Here is an 18,148-nt window from a genome sequence, read left to right on the forward strand (position 1 = left end):
ATTTGGCCGCAGATTGAGCCCGGTTCAGGACCGCTCGACGAGGCGGCGCTCGGCTTCGACGTCGAACTCGGCCTTGGGCCACTCCAGATCGAACTCGCCGAGCCCCTCCAGCAGCAGTTGCTGAACCGCAATGCGCGCATACCATTTCTTGCTGGCCGGCACGACGTACCAGGGCGCGTGGTCCGTGTTGGTGGCATCGAAGGCTGCCTGGTAGGCGGCCATGTAGTCATCCCAGAAGGCGCGCTGTTTCAGGTCCTCGGTGTTGTACTTCCAGTGCTTGGCCGGGTTGTCCAGCCGGGCCAGGAGCCGCTCTTTCTGCTCGTCGTTGCTGATATGCAGCATGACCTTGATGACCTTCGTGCCTACGGCAACCTGCCGGGCTTCGAACTCATTGATCGCCTTGTAGCGGCGTTCGATTTCCTTCGGGTCCACCCAGCGGTGGACCCGGTGAATCAGGACATCCTCGTAGTGTGACCGGTCAAAGACCCCCAGCATGCCGGCGCCCGGGACTTCCTTTTCGATACGCCAGAGAAAGTCGTAGGCGCGTTCCTCTGGGGTGGGGGCCTTGAAGGATTTGAACTGTACGCCCTGCGGATCCATGGCGCCCAGCACGTGCTTCACGATTCCGCCCTTGCCGGCGGTGTCCATTCCCTGCAGGATCAGCAGGACGCGCTTGGTGCCGCCAAACTTGGATTCGGCAAACAGCTTTTCCTGCAGCTCGGCGAGCTTGTCATCCAACTCCTCAAGGAGGGCCTCGCCGTCGGCCTTGTTCCCGGGATAACCCGGGGTGGTGTCCGGATCAACATCCGCCAGCTTGAACCCCTTGCCGACTTTCAAGGATTCGGAAGGGAACTTCGTGAATTCCGCAACGCCGGCCATGGGGACCTCTTTCCACTGTTGTCTGTGGGTAAAGGCTAATTCCCCTGATACCTGCTGAGGAAGTCTCCCATGCGGCCAATTGCTTCCTCGATGTCCTTAACGTTCGGCAGGGTCACCATCCGGAAGTGGTCGGGCCGGACCCAGTTGAACGCCCGGCCATGCGAGACCAGGATCTTCTGTTCCTTGAGCAGGTCCAGGACAAACTTTTCGTCGTCCCGGATGTTGTAGACCTCCGGGTCCAGCTTGGGGAACAGGTAGAGGGCTCCCCGTGCCTGCTGGGTGCTGACGCCAGGGATGGCGTTGAGCATCTCGTACGCCTTGTTGCGCTGTTCCAGCAGCCGGCCGCCGGGCAGGATGAGGTCGCTGATGCTCTGGTACCCGCCCAGGGCAGTCTGGATAGCGTGCTGGGCCGGGACGTTGGCGCACAGCCGCATGTTGGCCAGCAGGTTGATGCCTTCGAGATAGTCCGCGGCCTCCTTCTTGGGTCCGGAGATCGCCATCCATCCTGCGCGGTAGCCGCAGACGCGGTAGGCCTTGGACAGCCCGCTGAAGGTCAGGCACAGCACGTCGTCGCCGGTAAGCCCGGCCAGGTTCACGTGCACGGCGTCCTCGTAGAGGATCTTCTCGTAAATTTCGTCGGCGAAGATCACCAGCCCGTGCTTTTCCGCCAGGGCAACGATCTTGCGCAGGGTGCTTTCCGGGTACACGGCGCCGGTGGGGTTGTTCGGGTTGATGACCACGATCCCCTTGGTGCTGGGCGTGATCTTGGCCTCGAGGTCTTCCAGGTCGGGCTGCCAGCCGGACTCCTCGTCGCAGAGATAGTGCACGGGACGGCCGCCGGCCAGCGCCACGGAGGCGGTCCACAGCGGATAGTCCGGGGTGGGGATCAGGATTTCGTCGCCGTCGTCGAGCAGTGCCATCAGCGACATGGTGATCAGCTCGCTGACACCGTTGCCCAGGTAGATGTCGTCCACGTGGATGCTTTGGATGCCGCGGGTCTGGTAGTACTGCGAGACGGCGGTGCGGGCCGAGAAGATTCCGCGGGAATCGCTGTATCCCTGGGCGTGGGGCAGGTGGCGGATCATGTCCACCAAAATCGCGTCCGGCGCTTCAAAACCGAAGGGTGCTGGGTTGCCGATGTTCAGTTTGAGGATGCGGTGCCCCTCTGCCTCCATCTGCTGGGCGGCCTGAAGAATCGGTCCACGGATGTCGTAAAGGACATTATGAAGCTTGGTGGACTGCTTGAATTCTGCCATTCATCAAATATGCCACAAGCGGGATGTACTTCCGGGGAGACGTGCCTCACACTCCCGTCGCGCGCTTAACGACGACGGCGGCTGCCGGTCCGCGCGGAACCGGCAGCCGCCGTCGTACTCACTGAGTATGCAGCACCGCCTACTTGACGATGCCCTTGTCCTTGAGCCACGCGGCAGCCGCATCCTTGGCGTTCTGCTTTTGGCTTCCGCTCACGGCACGGTTGAGGTTGATCAGGTCGTCCGTAGTGAGGGTCTTGGAGACGTTGTTCAGCGCCTCCTTGGCCTTGTCCGTCACCTTCGCGTCGTTGTAGAGCGGGAGCACCTGCTGGGCCTTGAAGTTGTTCTTCGGGTCCTCCAGCACAACGAGGTCGTTGTCCGCGATGGACGGCGTGGTGGTGAAGATGTCGGCCACCTGCACCTCGTCGCTCAGGAGCGCCTGCAGCGTGAGGTTGCCGCCGCCGTCGCTGAACGGCTTGAGCGCCTTGAGCTCGCAGTTGTAGTTCTTCTTGAGCCCCGGGAACCCGTAGGACCGGGTTTCGAAGGTGGCAGGCGCGGCCATGGTCAGGTCCTTGCAGACCTTGGCCAGGTCCTCGATGGACTTCAGCTGGTACTTTTCGGCGGTGGCCTTGGTGACCACCATGGCGTCCTTGTCCTCGGCCTTGGACGGCTCAAGCACGGCGAGACCCTGCGGAAGTTTGCCCGGAAGGGCCTTGTAGACGTCCTCCGGCGTGACCTCAGCAGCCTGCGCGTCGACGTGGGACAGAAGGTTGCCGGAGTAGTCGGGAACCACATCCACGGATCCGTCCTGGACGGCCTTGAAGTAGATCTCGCGGGAGCCGATGTTCGGCTTGGTGGTGGCGGTAACTCCGGCCGCGTTCAAAGCGCCGGCATAGATCTCGGCGATGATCTGGCTTTCCGGGAAGTCCGCGGAGCCCACGACGAGGGAACCGCCGGAGGTGGCGCCGCCGGTTGCACTCGTGGAGGGGGAAGACAGCGGGTTGCCGCTGCTGCAGGCGGACAGGGCAAGGACGACGCCGACACCGGCGGCGAGGCCGCCCAGGCCACGGCGGGTAAGAGTCGTGCGGACGGGGTGCTTCATGCGGTGCCTCCTTGAACAGCGGCCGCCGCGGGCGCGGCAGCCGAGAGATCGGTGGCGGCCTTGCGGCCGCCCTTGGAACGTGCGGAAAGTCCCGGTGAGACGACCAGCCGCTGCACGGCCGCCAGGACGAGGTCGACGACGATCGCCAGCGCCGCGATAAGCAGCGAACCTGCCAGCATCCGGGGGAAGTCCTGGAGCACCAGCCCGTCGAACAGGTAGCGTCCCAGGCCGCCGAGCGGAAGGTAGGCCACCACCGACACTGTGGCGATCACCTGCAGCACGGCGGTGCGGATGCCGCCGAACATCACGAGGAGCCCGTTGGGAACCTCCACGCCGAACAGGACCTGCAGCTCTTTCATGCCCATGGCGCGGGCGGCGTCCACCACGCTGGCGTCCACGCTGGAAATGCCGGCGTACGTGCCGGCCAGCAGCGGCGGGACCGTGAGGATGACCAGCGCCCACACCGGCGGCATGAGGCCGCTTCCGGCAACGAGGGCGAACAGCACCAGCAGTCCGAGTGTGGGCAGCGCCCGGAGGGCTCCGGCCACGCCCACGGCCACCACGCGGCCCCTGCCCGTATGGCCGATGTAGAGCCCCACCGGGACGGCAATGGCCGCGGCGATAAGAAGGACCAGGCCGCTGTACTGCAGGTGTTCGAGGAGACGGACGGGTATCCCGCCCGGGCCGGACCAGTGCGAAGGGTCGGCGAGCCACGCGAAAGTTTCGGTGAAGATGTTCATGAGCCGGCCCCCGCGTGCACCTTGGCGTCGGCGAGGAATTCGGCGCCGGATTGAGCCTTCGCGCCGGTCCTTATGGAGCCTGCCCTGGTCCAGGGCGTGAGGACCCGTTCCAGGATCACGAGCAGGGCGTCCATCACCAGGGCCAGCAGCAGGATGGCGATAATCCCCACCACCACCTCGGTGACGAAGTTCCGCTGCAGCCCGTCCGTGAACAGCATTCCGAGGTTCCCGACCCCCAGCAGGGCGGCGACGCTCACCAGCGAAATGTTGCTCACCGACACGACGCGCAGGCCAGCGAACATCACGGGCAGGGACAGCGGCAGGTCGATCTGCAGGAACCGCGCGGCGGGCTTGTACCCCATGGCCACGGCCGCCTGCCGGAGGTCATCATCCACGGAATCGAAGGCGTCCATGGCGGCCCGTACCAGCAGCGCCACCGCGTAAATGGTCAGGGCGACAATAACGTTCAGCGGGTCAAGGATCCGGGTTCCCAGCAGCGGCGGCAGGATGATGAACAAGGCCAGCGAGGGGATGGTGTAGAGCAGGGAACTCACGGTGGCCACGAGCTGCCGGAGTGCGCTGTGCCGCCGCGAGAACTGTGCCAGCGGGATGGAGATCAGCAGGCCCAGGATCATCGGCACCAGGGCCAGGACCAGGTGCTGGCCGGCCCGTTCAAAGACCATGGGGCTGTTCGCCAGGAACCACTCCATCAGAGTGCGCCCTGCCGGGTCCGGCGTGCGGACTCGATGACGCTGAGCACCTCCGCGCCCTTGACGACGCCGGCAACCTTGCCGTCGCCGTCGACCGCGACGCCGAGCCCCGACGGCGAAGACAGCGCGGCGTCCAGGGCGCGCCGGAGGGTGTCGCCCGGCCGGAACAGTGAGCCGCCGGGAATGAGCTGGGAGTCGAGGCCGGGGCCTTCCCAGCCCAGCGGGCGCTGCTGTTCATCCACCACCAGTCGCCAACTGTCCGGATGTGCACCGGCGTCCCCGCCCCGGGTGACCGTTTCAACGGGGTGGACCGCAACGCCGTCGGCCGTGGTGAACCCAAGGTGCCGGAAACCGCGGTCCCGGCCGACGAAGGAAGCGACGAACTCGCTCGCCGGTGCCCGGAGGATCTCCTCCGGCGTGGCGTACTGCGCCAGCTTGCCGCCGACGGCGAAGACCGCCACCTTGTCCCCCAGCACGGTGGCCTCGTCGATGTCGTGGGTGACAAAGACGATGGTCTTGGCCAGGTCGCGCTGCAGTCGGAGGAGTTCCTGCTGCAGTTCGTCGCGGACCACGGGATCCACGGCACTGAAGGGCTCATCCATCAGCAGGACCGGCGGATCGGCGGCGAGCGCCCGGGCCACGCCGACGCGCTGCTGCTGGCCGCCCGAGAGCTGCGACGGGTACCGCTTGCCCAGCGACGGGTCCAGCCCCACGACGTCGAGCAGTTCTTCCGCGCGCTTGCGGGCGTCGGCTTTCGAGACGCCGTTCAGGCGGGGCACGGTGGCGATGTTGTCCACCACGGAGCGGTGCGGCATCAGCCCGGACGACTGCATCACGTAGCCCATGGAGCGCCTGAGCTCGGCCGCCGGTACGGAGGTGACGTCCCGCCCGCCCACGGTGATGGTCCCGGACGTGGGTTCCACCATCCGATTGATCATGCGCAGGGAGGTGGTCTTGCCGCAGCCTGACGGTCCCACGAACACCGTGATGGAGCCCCGGTCAATGGACATGCTCAGCTGGTCCACCGCCGGTTGCCCGCCCTGGTACTGCTTGGTGACGCTTTGGAACTCAATCATGGCTTCGGCCATACCCGGCTTACCTAACTGTTGGGCGGCAACATCGGACGGTAAAGCGAACTGATCATAAGCACGCTGTTTTTTGGCTGTAAAGCGCGTCTTGACACAGCGTAACCAGTGCCCGAAGCAAAACCGCCAAAGCCGCGGACACCGTGATCATTCGGAGACAAACACTGGTGATTCGGCGCCCTCCCCCGTCCGGATGGGTGGAGGAGTTTTTGTCCGGATAATGGGTCCAAATGCCCCCGGAGCGGCCATTGGCTGGACAAAAACTCCAGCCTCAGGAGTGGCGGTAGCGTTCGGCGGCCCGCTGGCTCCGGCCGGCCACCACCACCTTCTGGTGCCATTCCCGCTGGTACGCCCTTCTCGCCGCAGCGTCGTGGCGCCGCTCAAGGGCAGCAAGCTCGCGCTGGAGCTTGCGGTAACTGGCCCACCGCCTCTCCTCGAGGGACCCGTCGTCGAGCGCGGCCCGGACGGCGCACCCGGGTTCGGTGTCATGGGCGCAGTCGGAGAAGCGGCACTGTTCGAAGAGCGCCTGCAGGTCGCCGAACATCTCCTCCATGCCGTCCTCGGCGTCGAACAGCCCGAAGCCGCGGACACCGGGAGTGTCCATCAGCACCGCGCCGTTGGGCAGCGGCACCAGCTCGCGCGACGTCGTGGTGTGCCGGCCCCTGCCATCGGCGGCCCGCACGTCGCCGGTTGACTGGACCTGGTGCCCCACGAGCGCATTGATGAGCGTGGATTTTCCGGCGCCGGAGGGGCCCAGCAGGGCGAGCGTCCACCCCGGCTGCACCCGCGAGAGCAGTTCGTCGATGCCGTCCCCCTGCTCGGCCGAGGTGGTCACCACGTCCACGCCGGCTGCCTGCAGGATCACTTTCCCGACGACGTCATCGGCGATGTCCGACAGGTCCGCCTTCGTGATGATCACCAGGGGTGTGGCGCCGGAATCCCAGACGGCCACGAGTGTCCGTTCAAGCCGGTTATGGCTCAGCGGACGGTCCACGGGAACAACCACGCCCACCGTGTCGATGTTCGCGGCGAGGACCTGTGCTTCCGTGGACGGGTCAAAGGCACGCTTGCGGCTCAACTCGGACGTGCGCGGGAGAACGCCGACGGCGGCCGGTTCCGCAGCCCGGTTGCGGCCGAGCCAGATCCAGTCACCGGTGGCCGGTACGGCGTGGGCCGGGTACGGCAGGTGCACGAGACCGTCGGCCGTGGCCGCGACAATCCGGTTTCGGTCCACCCGGACGACGCGGGCGGCCGCCTCGCCGCGGGCCGCCGGATGGTCCGCAAAGTGCTGGGCCACCGCTGCCGTGAAACCATACGGGACCGGGCCGGGCATGGGGTCAGGTTTTATTGAAGGGGTCTGGTTTTGTAGCTGGTTGGCACGAATGCCGGAAGGATTTTTCACTGTGAACCTCGGGTTGGCCCCGAAGCGCCGCCAGCCGTCCAGCCGGTGCGCTGAGCGCAGTGCTCTGTGCACCGAGTGCGCTGGACTGGTTACGAGTGGGCAGCAGCGGGGGCAGGAGTAAGGAGAGTGCTTTCGACAGGGCGCGGAGCGCGCACGAATTCTGCAGTCATCAGGTCCACCTCCCCGGTGCGAAGTTCATGCCAGGCTGGCCGCCGCCGGACAGAACATCCGGGGACTCCCCCAGAATAGCCAGCGGGGCGCCGGCTGGCTAGGGAAACCATGCGGTGGCCGAAATTCAGTCCAGCTTCCCGTTGACCGGCCGCTCCCGGAACAGCCGCAGCGCAGCGTCCACCAGGGACACCCGGTTGAGCGAGCCGACGTCGGGCAGCGGTATCCACGCGGCGTGCGTGGTGGTGCCGTTCTCTTCGTGGGTGAGCTCCCCGCCCGTCACCCTCGCCTCATACACCAGGCGGAGCGCCTGGAAGTCGCGGTCCGCCCCATCCAGCCGAGAATCCGCCGGCCAGTGCCCGACGTCGATCCCGAGCATCGCACCGATTTCGGCGTGGTAGCCGGTCTCCTCGAAGACCTCACGGATACAGCCGTCCACCGGGTGCTCGGCCAGGTCCAGCCCGCCGCCGGGCAGCGTCCAGCCTTCCTTGCCGTCCTGCTTCCAGTACGCCAGGAGGATGGCGTCGTCGCGGATGATCACCGCGTAAGCGGCGGGCCGGGTGTCAAAGAGAACGGTCATGGCTCCAGCGTAGCCCGCGCTATCCGCGTGCAGGCGGCCGGCCGCGGACCCGGTCCTAGGCCTGGTCGCGGACGAGCAGCGGGACTCCGAAGACGGGGTCCTGCTCCAGGATCCGCACGTCGTGAACTCCTGCCACGGCCAGATGCTGCCGGAACGATTCCTGGAGCCGGACAACGTTCATGCCCAGGCCGCTGCCCAGAATGACCGGTCCGTCCAGCCCTAGCTGCCGGAGGACCTGGGCAGCCATGTCCGCCAGGTCCTTGCCCGCCTGGTCGATCAGGTCCCGGCTCACCCTGTGGCCGGCGTCGGCCGCCTCCACCACGAGCCGGGCCTGCTGCGCCCAGAATCGGCGTCCGGTGTCCGGGGAGTGGAAGAGCGCGATCAGCTTGTTCGGGTCATCGGTGTTGCAGGAGTCCAGCAGCGCCCTGGTCAGGTCGTCCGGTTCCTGCCCCTGGTTCATCCGCCGCAGACTGTGCCGGACGGCTTCCCTGCCCAGCCAGTAGCCGCTGCCTTCGTCGCCCAGGAGGTAGCCCCAGCCGCCGGCCCGCGCCTCGTCGCCGGCGCCGTTCGCGCCCCAGGCCGCCGAGCCGGTGCCTGCAATGACTGCGACGCCGGTGCTGGCGCCGCCTGCCGCGAGCAGGAGCCGGGAGTCGTGGACCACCGTAATCCGGGCCCCCGGGACGTGCGGCTCGATGAGTGCGGCCAGGGCAGCGGCATCCTCATCGGTGTCGATCCCGCCGGCGCCGGCGTAGACCTGCGCTACCGCGCCCCGGCCGATTTTGGCGAAGAGCTCCGCGAGATGCGCCGCGGCGTCCTCACGGCTGACGTTCTGGACGTTGGCGCTCCCCACGCTCTCATCGGCTACCGGTTCCCCGTGCTCGAAGCGGACGCCCCGCGTCTTGGTGCCGCCGATGTCGAGGCCGATCACGACGTCGCTGGGCTGGGCGGCGCTGGACGGGGCTGTGCTGGACGGAACTGTGCTGGACGGGACGGGGGCCGCACCGGATAGGTTGTCAGAATTAGTCACCTGAACAGACTACTGATTAGCCCCAAGGAGCCGGCCATGCCCCACGCCCAGTTTGATACCCGTATTATCGCAGCGCCCATGGCAGGCGGGACGTCCACGCCGGGCTTCGTCTCGGCGGTCCACCGCGCCGGAGGACTGGGCTTTCTCGCCGCAGGGTATAAGACCGCGGACGCGGTCAGCGCTGAAATCCGCGCCTGCCGGGACGCCGGCGTCCGGTTCGGCGTGAACGTTTTCGTGCCGGACCATGCACAGCTGAACCCTTCCTCCGACGCCGTGGCAAGGCTGGAGGAGTACCGGAGCAGCCTTGGCCGTGACGCCGGGCGCTACGGCGTGGCCGTGCCGCCCCTGGTGCTGGACGACGACGACGCCTGGCAGGAGAAGATCGACCTCCTGCTGCAGAACCCCGTTGAACTGGTCAGCTTCGCGTTCGGGCTGCCCGATTCCGCGGTTGTCGAGGCGCTCCGGAAAGCGGGGTCGGCCATCCTCGCGACCGTCACCAGCCGCGCCGAGGCTGAGCTGGCAGCGGACCGCGGAGCCGATGCCCTCGTCGTCCAGCACACCAGCGCCGGCGCCCATTCCGGTGCTTTCCTGCCCGGGACGAAACCCGGCGGCATGCCGCCGTCGACGGCTGACCTGATCCGGGAGGTGGGGGCCGCCGTCGACCTTCCGCTGATCGCGGCCGGCGCGGTGTCGGACGCCGCCGCCGTCAGGTCGGTCATTGCCGCCGGGGCGGTTGCCGCGCAGGTGGGAACGGCGCTGCTGCGGACGGACGAAAGCGGCGCGCGCCAACTGCACAAGGACGCCCTTGGCGATGACCGCTTCACCGAAACAACACCCACCCGAGCGTTCACCGGCCGCTACGCACGGGCACTCGTCAATGACTTTGTCCGCGACCACGGCGACGCCCCTGAAGGTTACCCCGCCATCCACCACCTGACATCCCCCATCCGCGCGGCAGCAGCGGCCGCGGGTGACCGGGAGCGGCTGAACCTCTGGGCAGGAAAGGGCTGGCGCTCGGCCAGGACCGGCCCCGTGGCCGAGGCGGTGGGCGCGCTGCTGGACAGTTAAGCGCCCGGTGAGGAGCCCGGCGCCAGCGGCCGGTCAGGCACCCGACCGGGCCCGGACCAGCTCAGCCAGCAGCGCCGGCCCCTCCTCCAGCACCAGCCCCCGGAAGAGGCGCAGCGCGTCTGGTTCACTCTCTCGCGCACCGCGGCGCTCGCGCCAGGCCAGACCGATCTCGCGGTATGCCAGGTCCGATTTCAGCGCAATTTCGACCCAGCCCAGGTCGCCGGTGGCTGCCGTGACGCCGCGGCCCGGGCCGCTGCCGCCCTCCGGGGGAAGGATGCTGACTCCCAGCCCTGCGGACACCAGGCCACGTGCGGTGTGTGAATCCTGGCTTTCAAAGGCAATCCGCGGCCTGAAGCCGGCCTCCCTGAACAGGGCATCCGTCAACGAGCGCAGCCCGTAGCCGGATCCGAGCGCAACGAACGGGTCTTTCCGGATCTCCGCCATAGCCACCGACGTCCGGCCTGCCAGCGGGTGCCGGTGGTGCACCACAAGCCGAAGCGGTTCACGGTACAGGGCGGCCGAGCCGATGGTCCTGGCGGCGGGTGCCACGGGTGCGGTCAGGGCGAGATCGGCGGCGCCGGAGGAAAGTTCCGCCAGGCAGCTGTCGCGGGAGCCCTGGCTGAGGTCGAACTCCGTCTGCGGGTAGCGGCTCCGGAACGCACTGATGAGCAGCGGCAACGTCGCCTCGCCGAATGTGTGCTGGAAGGTTACGGCGATTCGGCCGCGCACCACCTCCGACTCGTGCCGGACGAGGTCAAGGCCGGCGCGGAACTCGGCGAGCGCCGATTCCACATAGGGCAGCAGCGTCGCGGCAGCAGGCGTCAGCCTTACTCCCCTGCCGTCCCTCACCAGCAGGTCGGTTCCCACCACGGCACTGGCGCGCGCCAGTGCGCGGCTGACCGTCGACTGCGGAACGCCAAGCAGCTCGGCGGTTTCGGTGATGTGCTGTGTCCGCCCAATCTCCGCCAGCAGCGGCAGAACCGGCAGCAGCTGCACGAGCTGCCTGTGCTCGATGTCCACGGTTTCCTCCGTCAATCAATCCGTTGCAGCATGAATTATCGATGAATCATGCATTGGATGCTAGGTCAGCGTAGATCTACGCTGAAGGCATGCCAACGCCCCGCACCCCCGGAACCCAGCCGAGCGACTCCCGGCCCGCGCCGGCAGCGCGGGCAGAACCGGTGGCAGGGACAGTCATCGAGTGGAACGGTCATCCCAAGGGGTCACAGGCCTACGGCAGGATCCTCGCTGGCTTGGCGTTTGCCGGGGTGGCCACCTTCGCCCAGCTCTATTCCACCCAGGCCGTGCTCCCCGTCATGGCCGCCGAGCTTCGGGTGAGCGCCGCGGAAGCCGCGCTGACCATTTCACTGGCCACCGTGGGTCTCGCCGTCACCGTCATCCCCTGGTCGTTCCTTGCGGACCGGATCGGGAGGGTGAAGGCCATGACCTGGGGGATCTGCCTGGCCACGGCGCTGGGACTGCTGGTGCCTCTGGCCACGTCCTTCCCCGTCCTGCTGGGCCTCCGCATGCTGGAGGGCATGGCCCTGGGCGGTATCCCTGCCATTGCCATCGCCTACCTCAACGAGGAGATCGACCGGGCGCACGGTGCCGTAGCGGCCGGAAGCTACGTCGCGGGCACCACCCTGGGCGGCCTGGCCGGCAGGCTTGTGGCCGGTCCGGCGGGGGAACTGTGGGGGTGGCGCGCCGCCGCGCTCGCCGTCTCCGTCCTGGCCACCGCGGCCGCGGTGCTCTTCCTGGTCCTGATTCCCAAGGCCCGCGGCTTCAGCCCGGCCCGGGGCATTGGCCTCCGCGGAGCGGCCAGGACCCTGTCGGGGCACCTGGCCAACCCCCGGCTGCTGGCACTATACGTGCAGGCCTTCCTGCTGATGGGCGGCTTCGTGGCCGTCTACAACTATCTCGGGTTCCGGCTCTCCGGCGAACCGTTCAGCCTGCCGGCCACGCTCATCAGCCTCATTTTCCTGGCCTATCTGTCAGGCACCGTGACCTCACGCTGGGCCGGAACCCTGACGCAGCGCTTCGGCCGGCGCACGGTGCTGCTGGCAGGCATCGGGGTGATGGCGGCGGGCCTGGCCCTCACCCTCACCCAGGTGCTGGTGCTGATACTGGCCGGCCTCATCATCTTCACCGGCGGCTTCTTCGCGGCCCACAGCATCGGTGCTGGCTGGACGGGAGCCATCGCCCAGTCGGGCCGGGCACAGGCAGCATCGCTGTACAACCTCGCGTACTACCTCGGCTCCAGCATCCTGGGCTGGGCCGGAGGACTGGTGTTCCAGTCCCTGGGCTGGCCGGCGCTGGCGGCCGCCGTCATCATCCTGGGGTGTGCGACGGCGGTGATCACCGCCGTCGCACACCCCACTTCCGGGCGCCGGCGGCGGCAGCGCCAGCCGGACCAGGCAACCCTGCAGCATCCCTGAATAATTCGCCGCCGAACCGGGCAGAAAACCGGCAGATGTTCGGAAGTGCCGCCTGCCTGTGAATGTCTTGGCAACATTGCCGCCGCTAAGATGAACGGAGAACACTTCAGGAGGATCCGTGAGCAGCAACCCGAAGAATATTCGGCCGCCGGCGGGGCACGAGCCGCTTGACGCCATCGATGAGCGGCTGCTGGCGGCGCTGGTGGACGATGCCCGGATATCCAACAAGCAGCTGGCCGAGCTCGTCGGCATCGCCCCCTCCACCGCCCTCATGCGCACCCGCGCTCTTTCGGACCGGGGCATCATCCAGGGATTTGAAGCGAAACTGAGCCTTTCCGCGATTGGCCGGTCGGTGCAGGCCCTGATCGCCGTCCGGCTCCGCGCCCACGACCGGGAGCAGATAGACCGGTTTACCTCCCGCGTCCCCAAGCTACCCGCAGTACTGTCGACCTTCCACACGTCCGGCTCGGTCGACTATCTGCTGCACATCGCCGTCGCCACTACCGAGGACCTGCGGGACTGGGTTCTGGACAACCTTGCCACCGACCCCGTGGTGGGCCACACCGAAACCACACTGGTGTTCGACCACATGCAGGGCAACCACGGGCCGCTGCCGGAACAGGACTGACCCCGGCGGGGTCAACCGACGGGCCAACCGGCGCTGCCTAGCGGCGGGGAAGGAGCAGCCCCGAGTGGGCTGCCCCCAGGACATCTCCACGCAACAGGCTCAATTCGTCGCGGCGCCGCGCCGCGTCCCGCTGCTGCCGGACGGCTTCCTCCGGAACAACCCGGCGCCGTTCCGCCCATTCCACCAGGCCGGCGCCGATGCGGACGGCAACGGCTTCCAGCATGGAGGCACGGCGGTAGCCGGGGACGGACTGGTTGACCGATAGAGCGCTCATGGCTCTTTCCTTTCGGGACTCTCTGACTGTTCTTTGTTGTGTGACTCCGCTTCGGCGGGGTACTGGGTCTTGCGCTGGCCGCGGGTGCCTGCGGACGCGGGGACACCGAGGATGGGGAAAGCATTGAAGTGGATCTGGACCGGCCGGGCACCCTCCTGGTCCCCCTCGCCGCGGATCTCCTCCAGCAGCCGGTAGGAGAAGGCCTCCATGGCCTGCGTGTAGGCGCCCAGCTGCTCCTCGTTCATCCGCACATTGGCGGTGCTTACGGTGGCGGCCTCCAGCCAGTCGCGCTCCAGGGTGTCCGCGCCGTGCACCATAAAGTCGGCGAGCGCGGCCTGGCGGCGGAGCTCGAATTCCCGGTTCACCAGCCGCGACGCTTCCTGGGTGGCGGGGGAACTGGCGAGCTCAGGCGACGAAACCTCAATGGCGCCGCGCGGCCGCTCCCACCACCGCTCCCGCGCAGTGCCTTTACCCTCCACCTCCCGGACGAAGTCGTGCTTGGCCAGCTGGCGCAGGTGATAGCTCGTGGAGCCGCTGGACTCCCCCAGCAGCTCGCCGAGGCTGCACGCCGTCTGGGCACCGTAGCGGGACAGCATCTCCAGGATCTGGACCCGCAGCGGGTGCGCGAGGGCTTTGAGGGAGGCCGGATCCATCTTCCGGACGGGGAACGGCAGATCCTGCACGTCGGGGGCTTCAGAGTTCGGCTTAGCTGCCATATCGCAAGGCTACTCTTGCAAAGATTTCTTTGCAATGGTTATTTTGCAATCAATCCTTTGCAATCGTTTCTTTGCAAGATACTTCTTATGACGGCGATACCGCCGCGCGCGCTGCTACCGCCTGCTGGTTCGGGCCCGCTCCTACTGGCGAAGGCTGCGGCGCCACGTGATCGCTGCGAGCAGCCCCGCCGCGCAGGCGCAGGCTGTCACGAATCCGGCGACGGCCGCGTCGAGCCCGAAGGCCACCGTCGCCATCCCCAGCCCCACCACGGGAACAGCACTTCCGAGGTAAGTGATCACATAAACGGTACTGATGATCTGTGCGTGCCGGGATGCCTCCACCTTGCCCGCCACGTCGTTGAAAGCAGTCCGGAAGGCGACGCCCTGGCCGGCGCCTGCGGTCACGCTCGCGGCAACCAGCAGCCACGGGTTTCCGGCGGCAGCCGCGGCCGCGAGGAGCGCCACCGCGCCGCCCAGCACCGCCAGCCCCGCCGGCACCGCGAACCTGCTCCGGACGGCGACCAGCTGGCTCAGGGCGGACGATCCCAGGGTCAGCCCGGCGAGCAGGCCGATCAGCGGCCGAGAATCGGTGCCGAGGATCTTGGCGAAATAACCGGGCGCGAGGGACAGGCAGAAGCCGAAGACGGCAAAGCTCAGGAAGCCGACGGCCGCCGCCAGCCAGAATGCGCCACGGGCCTCGCGGGACACTGTGGGCCGGCGCGGTGCCAGCGCCTTCAGCGGGCGGGGGCCGGCGGCAGGCTTGATGGCGGGACGGGCCCGCAGCAGGTACAGCGGGACGAGCAGGGCGGCCAGGACGAGTGAATGGATGAGGTAGGGCGTGGTGGTGGAGCCGGGCAGGAGGGAGAGGATCCCGCCCATGGCGGGTCCCGCCGCCACTCCCCCGGCCGAGGCCAGCAGGGTGAAGCGGGAGGCCCACTCCGGGCGCTCCGGCAGCAGTTCGCGCAGTGCCGCCGAACTGGCCCCGGTGGCCAGGGCGACGGCGACGCCCTGGAGCGCCCGCCCGCCGCACAGTCCGGCAAGAGTGTCCGCGGCCGCAAAGACCAGGCCACCGGCAAGCCCCGTCAGCACGGCAAGAACGAGGGCCGCACGGCGCCCGATGTGGTCGGACCAGTGCCCTGCGAGCATGAGCGTGGCCACGAGCGCCAGGACGTAGGCGGCGAACGCGACGGTGATGCCCAGGGAACCAATGCCCAGCCGTACCTGCAGCAGCGGATACAGCGGGGTCGCCAGGTTTGCTCCCACCAGGAGCGTGAAAATGACGACGCCGGCCATGGCCAGCCGTGCGGTGGTGGACGCATTCCAGCCCCAGCGGGTGGCCGTAGCCGGACGCATTCGAAGTTCGCTAAAGACGGTCATGCCCGTGCCCTTGCCTGTGTGTCCGCGGAACGCGCCCCTTGTGGGGGCTGCTCGCACGGATGGAATCTTGGTATCTAAAGAATGCGGCAGGAGTGCGTACCCGAGCGTCCTTCTGTGGGAATATTGAGCAAAACCATCAATCTTTGGCCGGATTCATGAACCGGAGTGACGATTTGAACACCTTGGACCCCACGGATCTGAAGATCCTGCTCGAGCTGATCCGCGACCCCCGCGTCCAGATCGGCGAGCTGAGCGAAAAACTCGGCATCGCGCGGAACACCGCCCAGTCACGCGTGCGCCGGATGCTGCGCTCCGGCATACTGCACGACGGCGGCCGCGAGATCGACCTCGAAGCGGTGGGATACGACGTCGTCGCCTTTGTGACGATTGAAGTGACGCACCGGGAGCTCGACGGCGTGATCGCCGCTTTGCGGCTGATTCCCCAGGTCCTCGAAGTGCACGAGATCTCCGGCCGGGGCGACGTCTGGTGCCGGGTGGTGGCCACGGACACGCAGAATCTCCAGGGCGCGCTGCGTTCGATCCTGCGCATCAAGGGCGTGATCCGCACCGAAACGGTGCTGGCCCTCCATACGCACATCCCGTACCGGACCGAGCCGCTGATCAGCCGCCTCGTTCAATCGCCTCCGGGGCCCGCGGCCCTCCGGCCGGAATAGGATTCGAGCATGGACTGGCTCTCTTACTTCTTTCAGGTCAACTGGCTTGCGGTGCTTCTTGCCTTCGCCGCGAGCATGGCCATCGGCTTCGTCTGGTACCTGCCCGCCGTGCTCGGCAGGCGGTGGATGGAGGCTGTGGGCAAGACAGAGGAGGACCTCAGGAACACTGACGGCGGCGCCGGAATCTGGGTTCCCATGATGGCAGCTGCAGCCCTGACAGCCATCCTGCTCGCAGTTCTGATCAGCAAGCTCGGACTCGACAACGCGCTGGCCGGCGGATCGTTCGCCTTTGTGCTGGCAGTGGTTTTCCGCGTAGGCGGCCACGTAATCCACAACGGGTTCGCCGGACGCCCTGCCGCGGTGACGCTCATCGACTCCGGCCACGATGTCCTCGCCGTGACAGCTGCCGGAGTCATCATCGGCGCGATGTCCTGACCCAAAGTCCTGACCCAAACAGACGGAGACCTGCAGACTGTGACCATTATCGACAACGCCGTCTACGTCGACGGGGTCCGCACCGCGGAACCCGGAAACCTGGAACAGACGTTTGAAACCCTGGACAGCCACGGCGGAATGGCCTGGATCGGACTGTACCGTCCCTCACAGGCCGAAATGGCCGCCGTCGCCGAGGAGTTTGGCCTCCACGAGCTGGCCGTCGAGGACGCTGTATCGGCCCACCAACGGCCAAAGCTGGAGCGCTACGGCGACAGCCTTTTCACTGTTCTAAGGCCCGCCAGGTACCGCGATGACACCGAAACCGTGGAATTCGGCGAGCTCCACATATTCGTTGGCACGAACTTCGTAGTGACCGTCCGGCATGCCGAGATGTCCGGCGTCGGACAGGTACGCCGCCGCCTGGAGTCCAGGCCGGATCTCCTCCGCCACGGACCGCCTGCGGTGCTGTACGCACTGCTGGACCAGGTGGTGGACGACTACGCCCCGGTGGTTGCCGGGCTGGAAAACGACATCGACGAAATCGAAGACCAGCTGTTTTCCGGGGATTCCGCGGTGTCCCGCCGCATCTATGAACTCGCCCGCGAGGTCATCCAGTTCCAGCGGGCCATCCATCCGCTGCCGGCCATGATGCAGCAGCTCAACGAGGGATTTGACGACTTTGCTGCCGACGCCGAGCTCCAGCACAACCTCCGGGACGTCGAGGACCACGTGGAGCGGGTGATCTCGCGGGCTGATTCATTCCGTGACCTCCTGCAGAACGCGCTGACCCTGGACGGCACTCTCACCGCCAACCGGCAGAACGAGGCGAGCGCGCAGCAGAACGAACAGGTAAAAAAGATCTCGTCCTGGGCGGCCATCTTCTTCGCCCCGTCGTTCGTGGCCGGCGTATACGGCATGAACTTTGACCATATGCCGGAGCTGCATTGGGCCTACGGCTATCCCATGGCGGTGCTGCTGATGGCTGCCACGGCAGCCCTGATGTACCTCATCTTCAAGCGGAAGGGCTGGCTCTGATGGCAGGGTTTCACCGGGGCCTGCTCATCACACCCGGCACGGAGCGGCAATTGGGCGCCTGCGGGCTGTTCAGGCCTTCCCCTTCCCAGCGGGACGTGCTGTCCCTCCCCGCCGGTCCGCTGCCGGTGAAAGGCGCCGGCCCGGACATGCTGTGGGCCGGCTTTGCCGAGCTGTGCGGCGGGGATCGGTCGACGGCGGACTATCTCCTGCTGGCGGAGACGTTCCCGGCCTGGGTGGTGGACGGCATACCTTCACCTTCTGCAGAGTCCGCTGCCAGTCCGGCTGGCTGGCAGCGGTTCCTGGCGTTGCTGGACGTCCTCCACGACCGGGACATCACTCCGTTCCTCATTACGCCGGTCCTGTTTGGCAGCTTCTCCGGCGCGCCCGACGCCGGTGCTCCTGGGGAACTGGCCGCCGTCCTGTCACGCATCGGAGCACGGCTCTCGGTGCTGAGAAGGATCGAGTCGGACGAACAGTTGGCGGATGAGCAGTCCGGCGGCTGCTAACAACAGCCGTAACCCTGCCGTCCCGAGCCGGTGGTGTCTGCTTACAATCGATTG

General features: G+C 67.2%; 20 protein-coding genes. 7 read left to right on the top strand and 13 right to left on the bottom strand.

The features are described from left to right. Nucleotides 1-24 precede the first annotated feature (24 nt). The 9 genes from ABRP34_RS06805 to ABRP34_RS06845 form a co-directional block, all read right to left on the bottom strand. Nucleotides 25-879, bottom strand: a complete 855-nt coding sequence (locus ABRP34_RS06805) for a polyphosphate kinase 2 family protein (RefSeq protein WP_353712671.1) — start codon at nt 877-879, stop codon at nt 25-27. A 35-nt stretch (nt 880-914) separates the two neighbouring features. Further along, the gene (locus ABRP34_RS06810) at nt 915-2,135 is read right to left on the bottom strand and encodes a pyridoxal phosphate-dependent aminotransferase (RefSeq protein WP_003805210.1); all 1,221 of its coding nucleotides are present in this window, start codon (nt 2,133-2,135) and stop codon (nt 915-917) included. A gap of 139 nt (nt 2,136-2,274) precedes the next feature. Then, nucleotides 2,275-3,234 (bottom strand): ABC transporter substrate-binding protein, encoded by a 960-nt coding sequence (locus ABRP34_RS06815; RefSeq protein ID WP_353712672.1) that lies wholly within the window; start codon nt 3,232-3,234, stop codon nt 2,275-2,277. Then, entirely contained in the window at nt 3,231-3,974 is a 744-nt protein-coding gene (locus ABRP34_RS06820) for an ABC transporter permease (protein ID WP_353712673.1), read from the bottom strand. Before ABRP34_RS06820 ends, ABRP34_RS06815 begins: the two co-directional genes overlap by 4 nt. Continuing rightward, complete coding sequence (locus ABRP34_RS06825) at nt 3,971-4,684, bottom strand: ABC transporter permease (RefSeq protein WP_353712674.1); 714 nt, start codon at nt 4,682-4,684, stop codon at nt 3,971-3,973. Before ABRP34_RS06825 ends, ABRP34_RS06820 begins: the two co-directional genes overlap by 4 nt. Then, on the bottom strand, nt 4,684-5,772 hold the full coding sequence (locus ABRP34_RS06830) for an ABC transporter ATP-binding protein (protein ID WP_353712675.1): 1,089 nt from the start codon (nt 5,770-5,772) through the stop codon (nt 4,684-4,686). The genes ABRP34_RS06825 and ABRP34_RS06830 overlap by 1 nt, the downstream gene beginning before the upstream one ends. Before the next feature lie 268 nt (nt 5,773-6,040). Beyond that, entirely contained in the window at nt 6,041-7,102 is a 1,062-nt protein-coding gene (gene rsgA, locus ABRP34_RS06835; RefSeq protein WP_353712676.1) for a ribosome small subunit-dependent GTPase A, read from the bottom strand. Between the two features lie 364 nt (nt 7,103-7,466). After that, entirely contained in the window at nt 7,467-7,919 is a 453-nt protein-coding gene (locus ABRP34_RS06840) for an NUDIX hydrolase (RefSeq protein ID WP_353712677.1), read from the bottom strand. A gap of 55 nt (nt 7,920-7,974) precedes the next feature. Further along, nucleotides 7,975-8,946, bottom strand: a complete 972-nt coding sequence (locus ABRP34_RS06845) for a BadF/BadG/BcrA/BcrD ATPase family protein (RefSeq protein ID WP_353712678.1) — start codon at nt 8,944-8,946, stop codon at nt 7,975-7,977. Between the two features lie 36 nt (nt 8,947-8,982). Here ABRP34_RS06845 and ABRP34_RS06850 point away from each other — a divergent pair, with 36 nt between their 5' ends. Then, the gene (locus ABRP34_RS06850; RefSeq protein ID WP_353712679.1) at nt 8,983-10,014 is read left to right on the top strand and encodes a nitronate monooxygenase; all 1,032 of its coding nucleotides are present in this window, start codon (nt 8,983-8,985) and stop codon (nt 10,012-10,014) included. A gap of 33 nt (nt 10,015-10,047) precedes the next feature. Here the strand turns inward: ABRP34_RS06850 and ABRP34_RS06855 are convergent, their stop codons facing one another. Next, the gene (locus ABRP34_RS06855; protein ID WP_353712680.1) at nt 10,048-11,034 is read right to left on the bottom strand and encodes a LysR substrate-binding domain-containing protein; all 987 of its coding nucleotides are present in this window, start codon (nt 11,032-11,034) and stop codon (nt 10,048-10,050) included. A 161-nt stretch (nt 11,035-11,195) separates the two neighbouring features. Between ABRP34_RS06855 and ABRP34_RS06860 the strand changes: the two genes are divergently transcribed. Next, the gene (locus ABRP34_RS06860; RefSeq protein WP_353713322.1) at nt 11,196-12,449 is read left to right on the top strand and encodes an MFS transporter; all 1,254 of its coding nucleotides are present in this window, start codon (nt 11,196-11,198) and stop codon (nt 12,447-12,449) included. A gap of 118 nt (nt 12,450-12,567) precedes the next feature. Further along, complete coding sequence (locus ABRP34_RS06865) at nt 12,568-13,077, top strand: Lrp/AsnC family transcriptional regulator (protein WP_003805226.1); 510 nt, start codon at nt 12,568-12,570, stop codon at nt 13,075-13,077. A gap of 37 nt (nt 13,078-13,114) precedes the next feature. On the opposite strand, the gene ABRP34_RS06870 is transcribed toward ABRP34_RS06865, so the two are convergent. From ABRP34_RS06870 to ABRP34_RS06880, 3 genes are all read right to left on the bottom strand, one after another. Beyond that, nucleotides 13,115-13,351 carry a hypothetical protein gene (locus ABRP34_RS06870; RefSeq protein ID WP_003805228.1) on the bottom strand — a complete coding sequence of 79 codons (237 nt, stop codon included), beginning with the start codon at nt 13,349-13,351 and terminating at the stop codon, nt 13,115-13,117. Beyond that, nucleotides 13,348-14,067, bottom strand: coding sequence for a helix-turn-helix domain-containing protein (locus ABRP34_RS06875; RefSeq protein WP_353712681.1), 720 nt, complete (start codon nt 14,065-14,067; stop codon nt 13,348-13,350). Before ABRP34_RS06875 ends, ABRP34_RS06870 begins: the two co-directional genes overlap by 4 nt. Before the next feature lie 141 nt (nt 14,068-14,208). Then, nucleotides 14,209-15,444 (bottom strand): MFS transporter, encoded by a 1,236-nt coding sequence (locus tag ABRP34_RS06880; RefSeq protein ID WP_353712682.1) that lies wholly within the window; start codon nt 15,442-15,444, stop codon nt 14,209-14,211. A 155-nt stretch (nt 15,445-15,599) separates the two neighbouring features. Between ABRP34_RS06880 and ABRP34_RS06885 the strand changes: the two genes are divergently transcribed. Genes ABRP34_RS06885 through zapE form a run of 4 tightly spaced genes read left to right on the top strand, consistent with a single transcriptional unit; the run spans nt 15,600 to nt 18,094 of the window. Next, nucleotides 15,600-16,118 (top strand): Lrp/AsnC family transcriptional regulator, encoded by a 519-nt coding sequence (locus ABRP34_RS06885; protein WP_353712683.1) that lies wholly within the window; start codon nt 15,600-15,602, stop codon nt 16,116-16,118. Between the two features lie 9 nt (nt 16,119-16,127). Further along, a complete protein-coding gene (locus ABRP34_RS06890) occupies nt 16,128-16,553 on the top strand; it encodes a DUF1761 domain-containing protein (RefSeq protein ID WP_003805235.1) in 426 nt (141 codons plus the stop codon). Between the two features lie 39 nt (nt 16,554-16,592). Beyond that, a complete protein-coding gene (corA, locus tag ABRP34_RS06895; RefSeq protein WP_003805236.1) occupies nt 16,593-17,588 on the top strand; it encodes a magnesium/cobalt transporter CorA in 996 nt (331 codons plus the stop codon). Next, nucleotides 17,588-18,094, top strand: coding sequence for an AFG1/ZapE family ATPase (gene zapE / locus ABRP34_RS06900; protein WP_353712684.1), 507 nt, complete (start codon nt 17,588-17,590; stop codon nt 18,092-18,094). The genes corA and zapE overlap by 1 nt, the downstream gene beginning before the upstream one ends. Nucleotides 18,095-18,148 lie beyond the last annotated feature (54 nt).

This window comes from Arthrobacter sp. K5, assembly GCF_040448525.1.
Classification (GTDB): Bacteria; Actinomycetota; Actinomycetes; order Actinomycetales; family Micrococcaceae; genus Arthrobacter; species Arthrobacter globiformis.

Bases quoted from the DNA above. Each gene is read 5' to 3' on its own strand.
- ABRP34_RS06805 (WP_353712671.1), bottom strand. From the start codon at position 879: ATGGCCGGCGTTGCGGAATTCACGAAGTTCCCTTCCGAATCCTTGAAA.
- ABRP34_RS06810 (WP_003805210.1), bottom strand. From the start codon at position 2,135: ATGGCAGAATTCAAGCAGTCCACCAAGCTTCATAATGTCCTTTACGAC.
- ABRP34_RS06815 (WP_353712672.1), bottom strand. From the start codon at position 3,234: ATGAAGCACCCCGTCCGCACGACTCTTACCCGCCGTGGCCTGGGCGGC.
- ABRP34_RS06820 (WP_353712673.1), bottom strand. From the start codon at position 3,974: ATGAACATCTTCACCGAAACTTTCGCGTGGCTCGCCGACCCTTCGCAC.
- ABRP34_RS06825 (WP_353712674.1), bottom strand. From the start codon at position 4,684: ATGGAGTGGTTCCTGGCGAACAGCCCCATGGTCTTTGAACGGGCCGGC.
- ABRP34_RS06830 (WP_353712675.1), bottom strand. From the start codon at position 5,772: ATGGCCGAAGCCATGATTGAGTTCCAAAGCGTCACCAAGCAGTACCAG.
- rsgA (WP_353712676.1), bottom strand. From the start codon at position 7,102: ATGCCCGGCCCGGTCCCGTATGGTTTCACGGCAGCGGTGGCCCAGCAC.
- ABRP34_RS06840 (WP_353712677.1), bottom strand. From the start codon at position 7,919: ATGACCGTTCTCTTTGACACCCGGCCCGCCGCTTACGCGGTGATCATC.
- ABRP34_RS06850 (WP_353712679.1), top strand. From the start codon at position 8,983: ATGCCCCACGCCCAGTTTGATACCCGTATTATCGCAGCGCCCATGGCA.
- ABRP34_RS06870 (WP_003805228.1), bottom strand. From the start codon at position 13,351: ATGAGCGCTCTATCGGTCAACCAGTCCGTCCCCGGCTACCGCCGTGCC.
- ABRP34_RS06875 (WP_353712681.1), bottom strand. From the start codon at position 14,067: ATGGCAGCTAAGCCGAACTCTGAAGCCCCCGACGTGCAGGATCTGCCG.
- ABRP34_RS06880 (WP_353712682.1), bottom strand. From the start codon at position 15,444: ATGACCGTCTTTAGCGAACTTCGAATGCGTCCGGCTACGGCCACCCGC.
- ABRP34_RS06885 (WP_353712683.1), top strand. From the start codon at position 15,600: ATGAACCGGAGTGACGATTTGAACACCTTGGACCCCACGGATCTGAAG.
- ABRP34_RS06890 (WP_003805235.1), top strand. From the start codon at position 16,128: ATGGACTGGCTCTCTTACTTCTTTCAGGTCAACTGGCTTGCGGTGCTT.
- zapE (WP_353712684.1), top strand. From the start codon at position 17,588: ATGGCAGGGTTTCACCGGGGCCTGCTCATCACACCCGGCACGGAGCGG.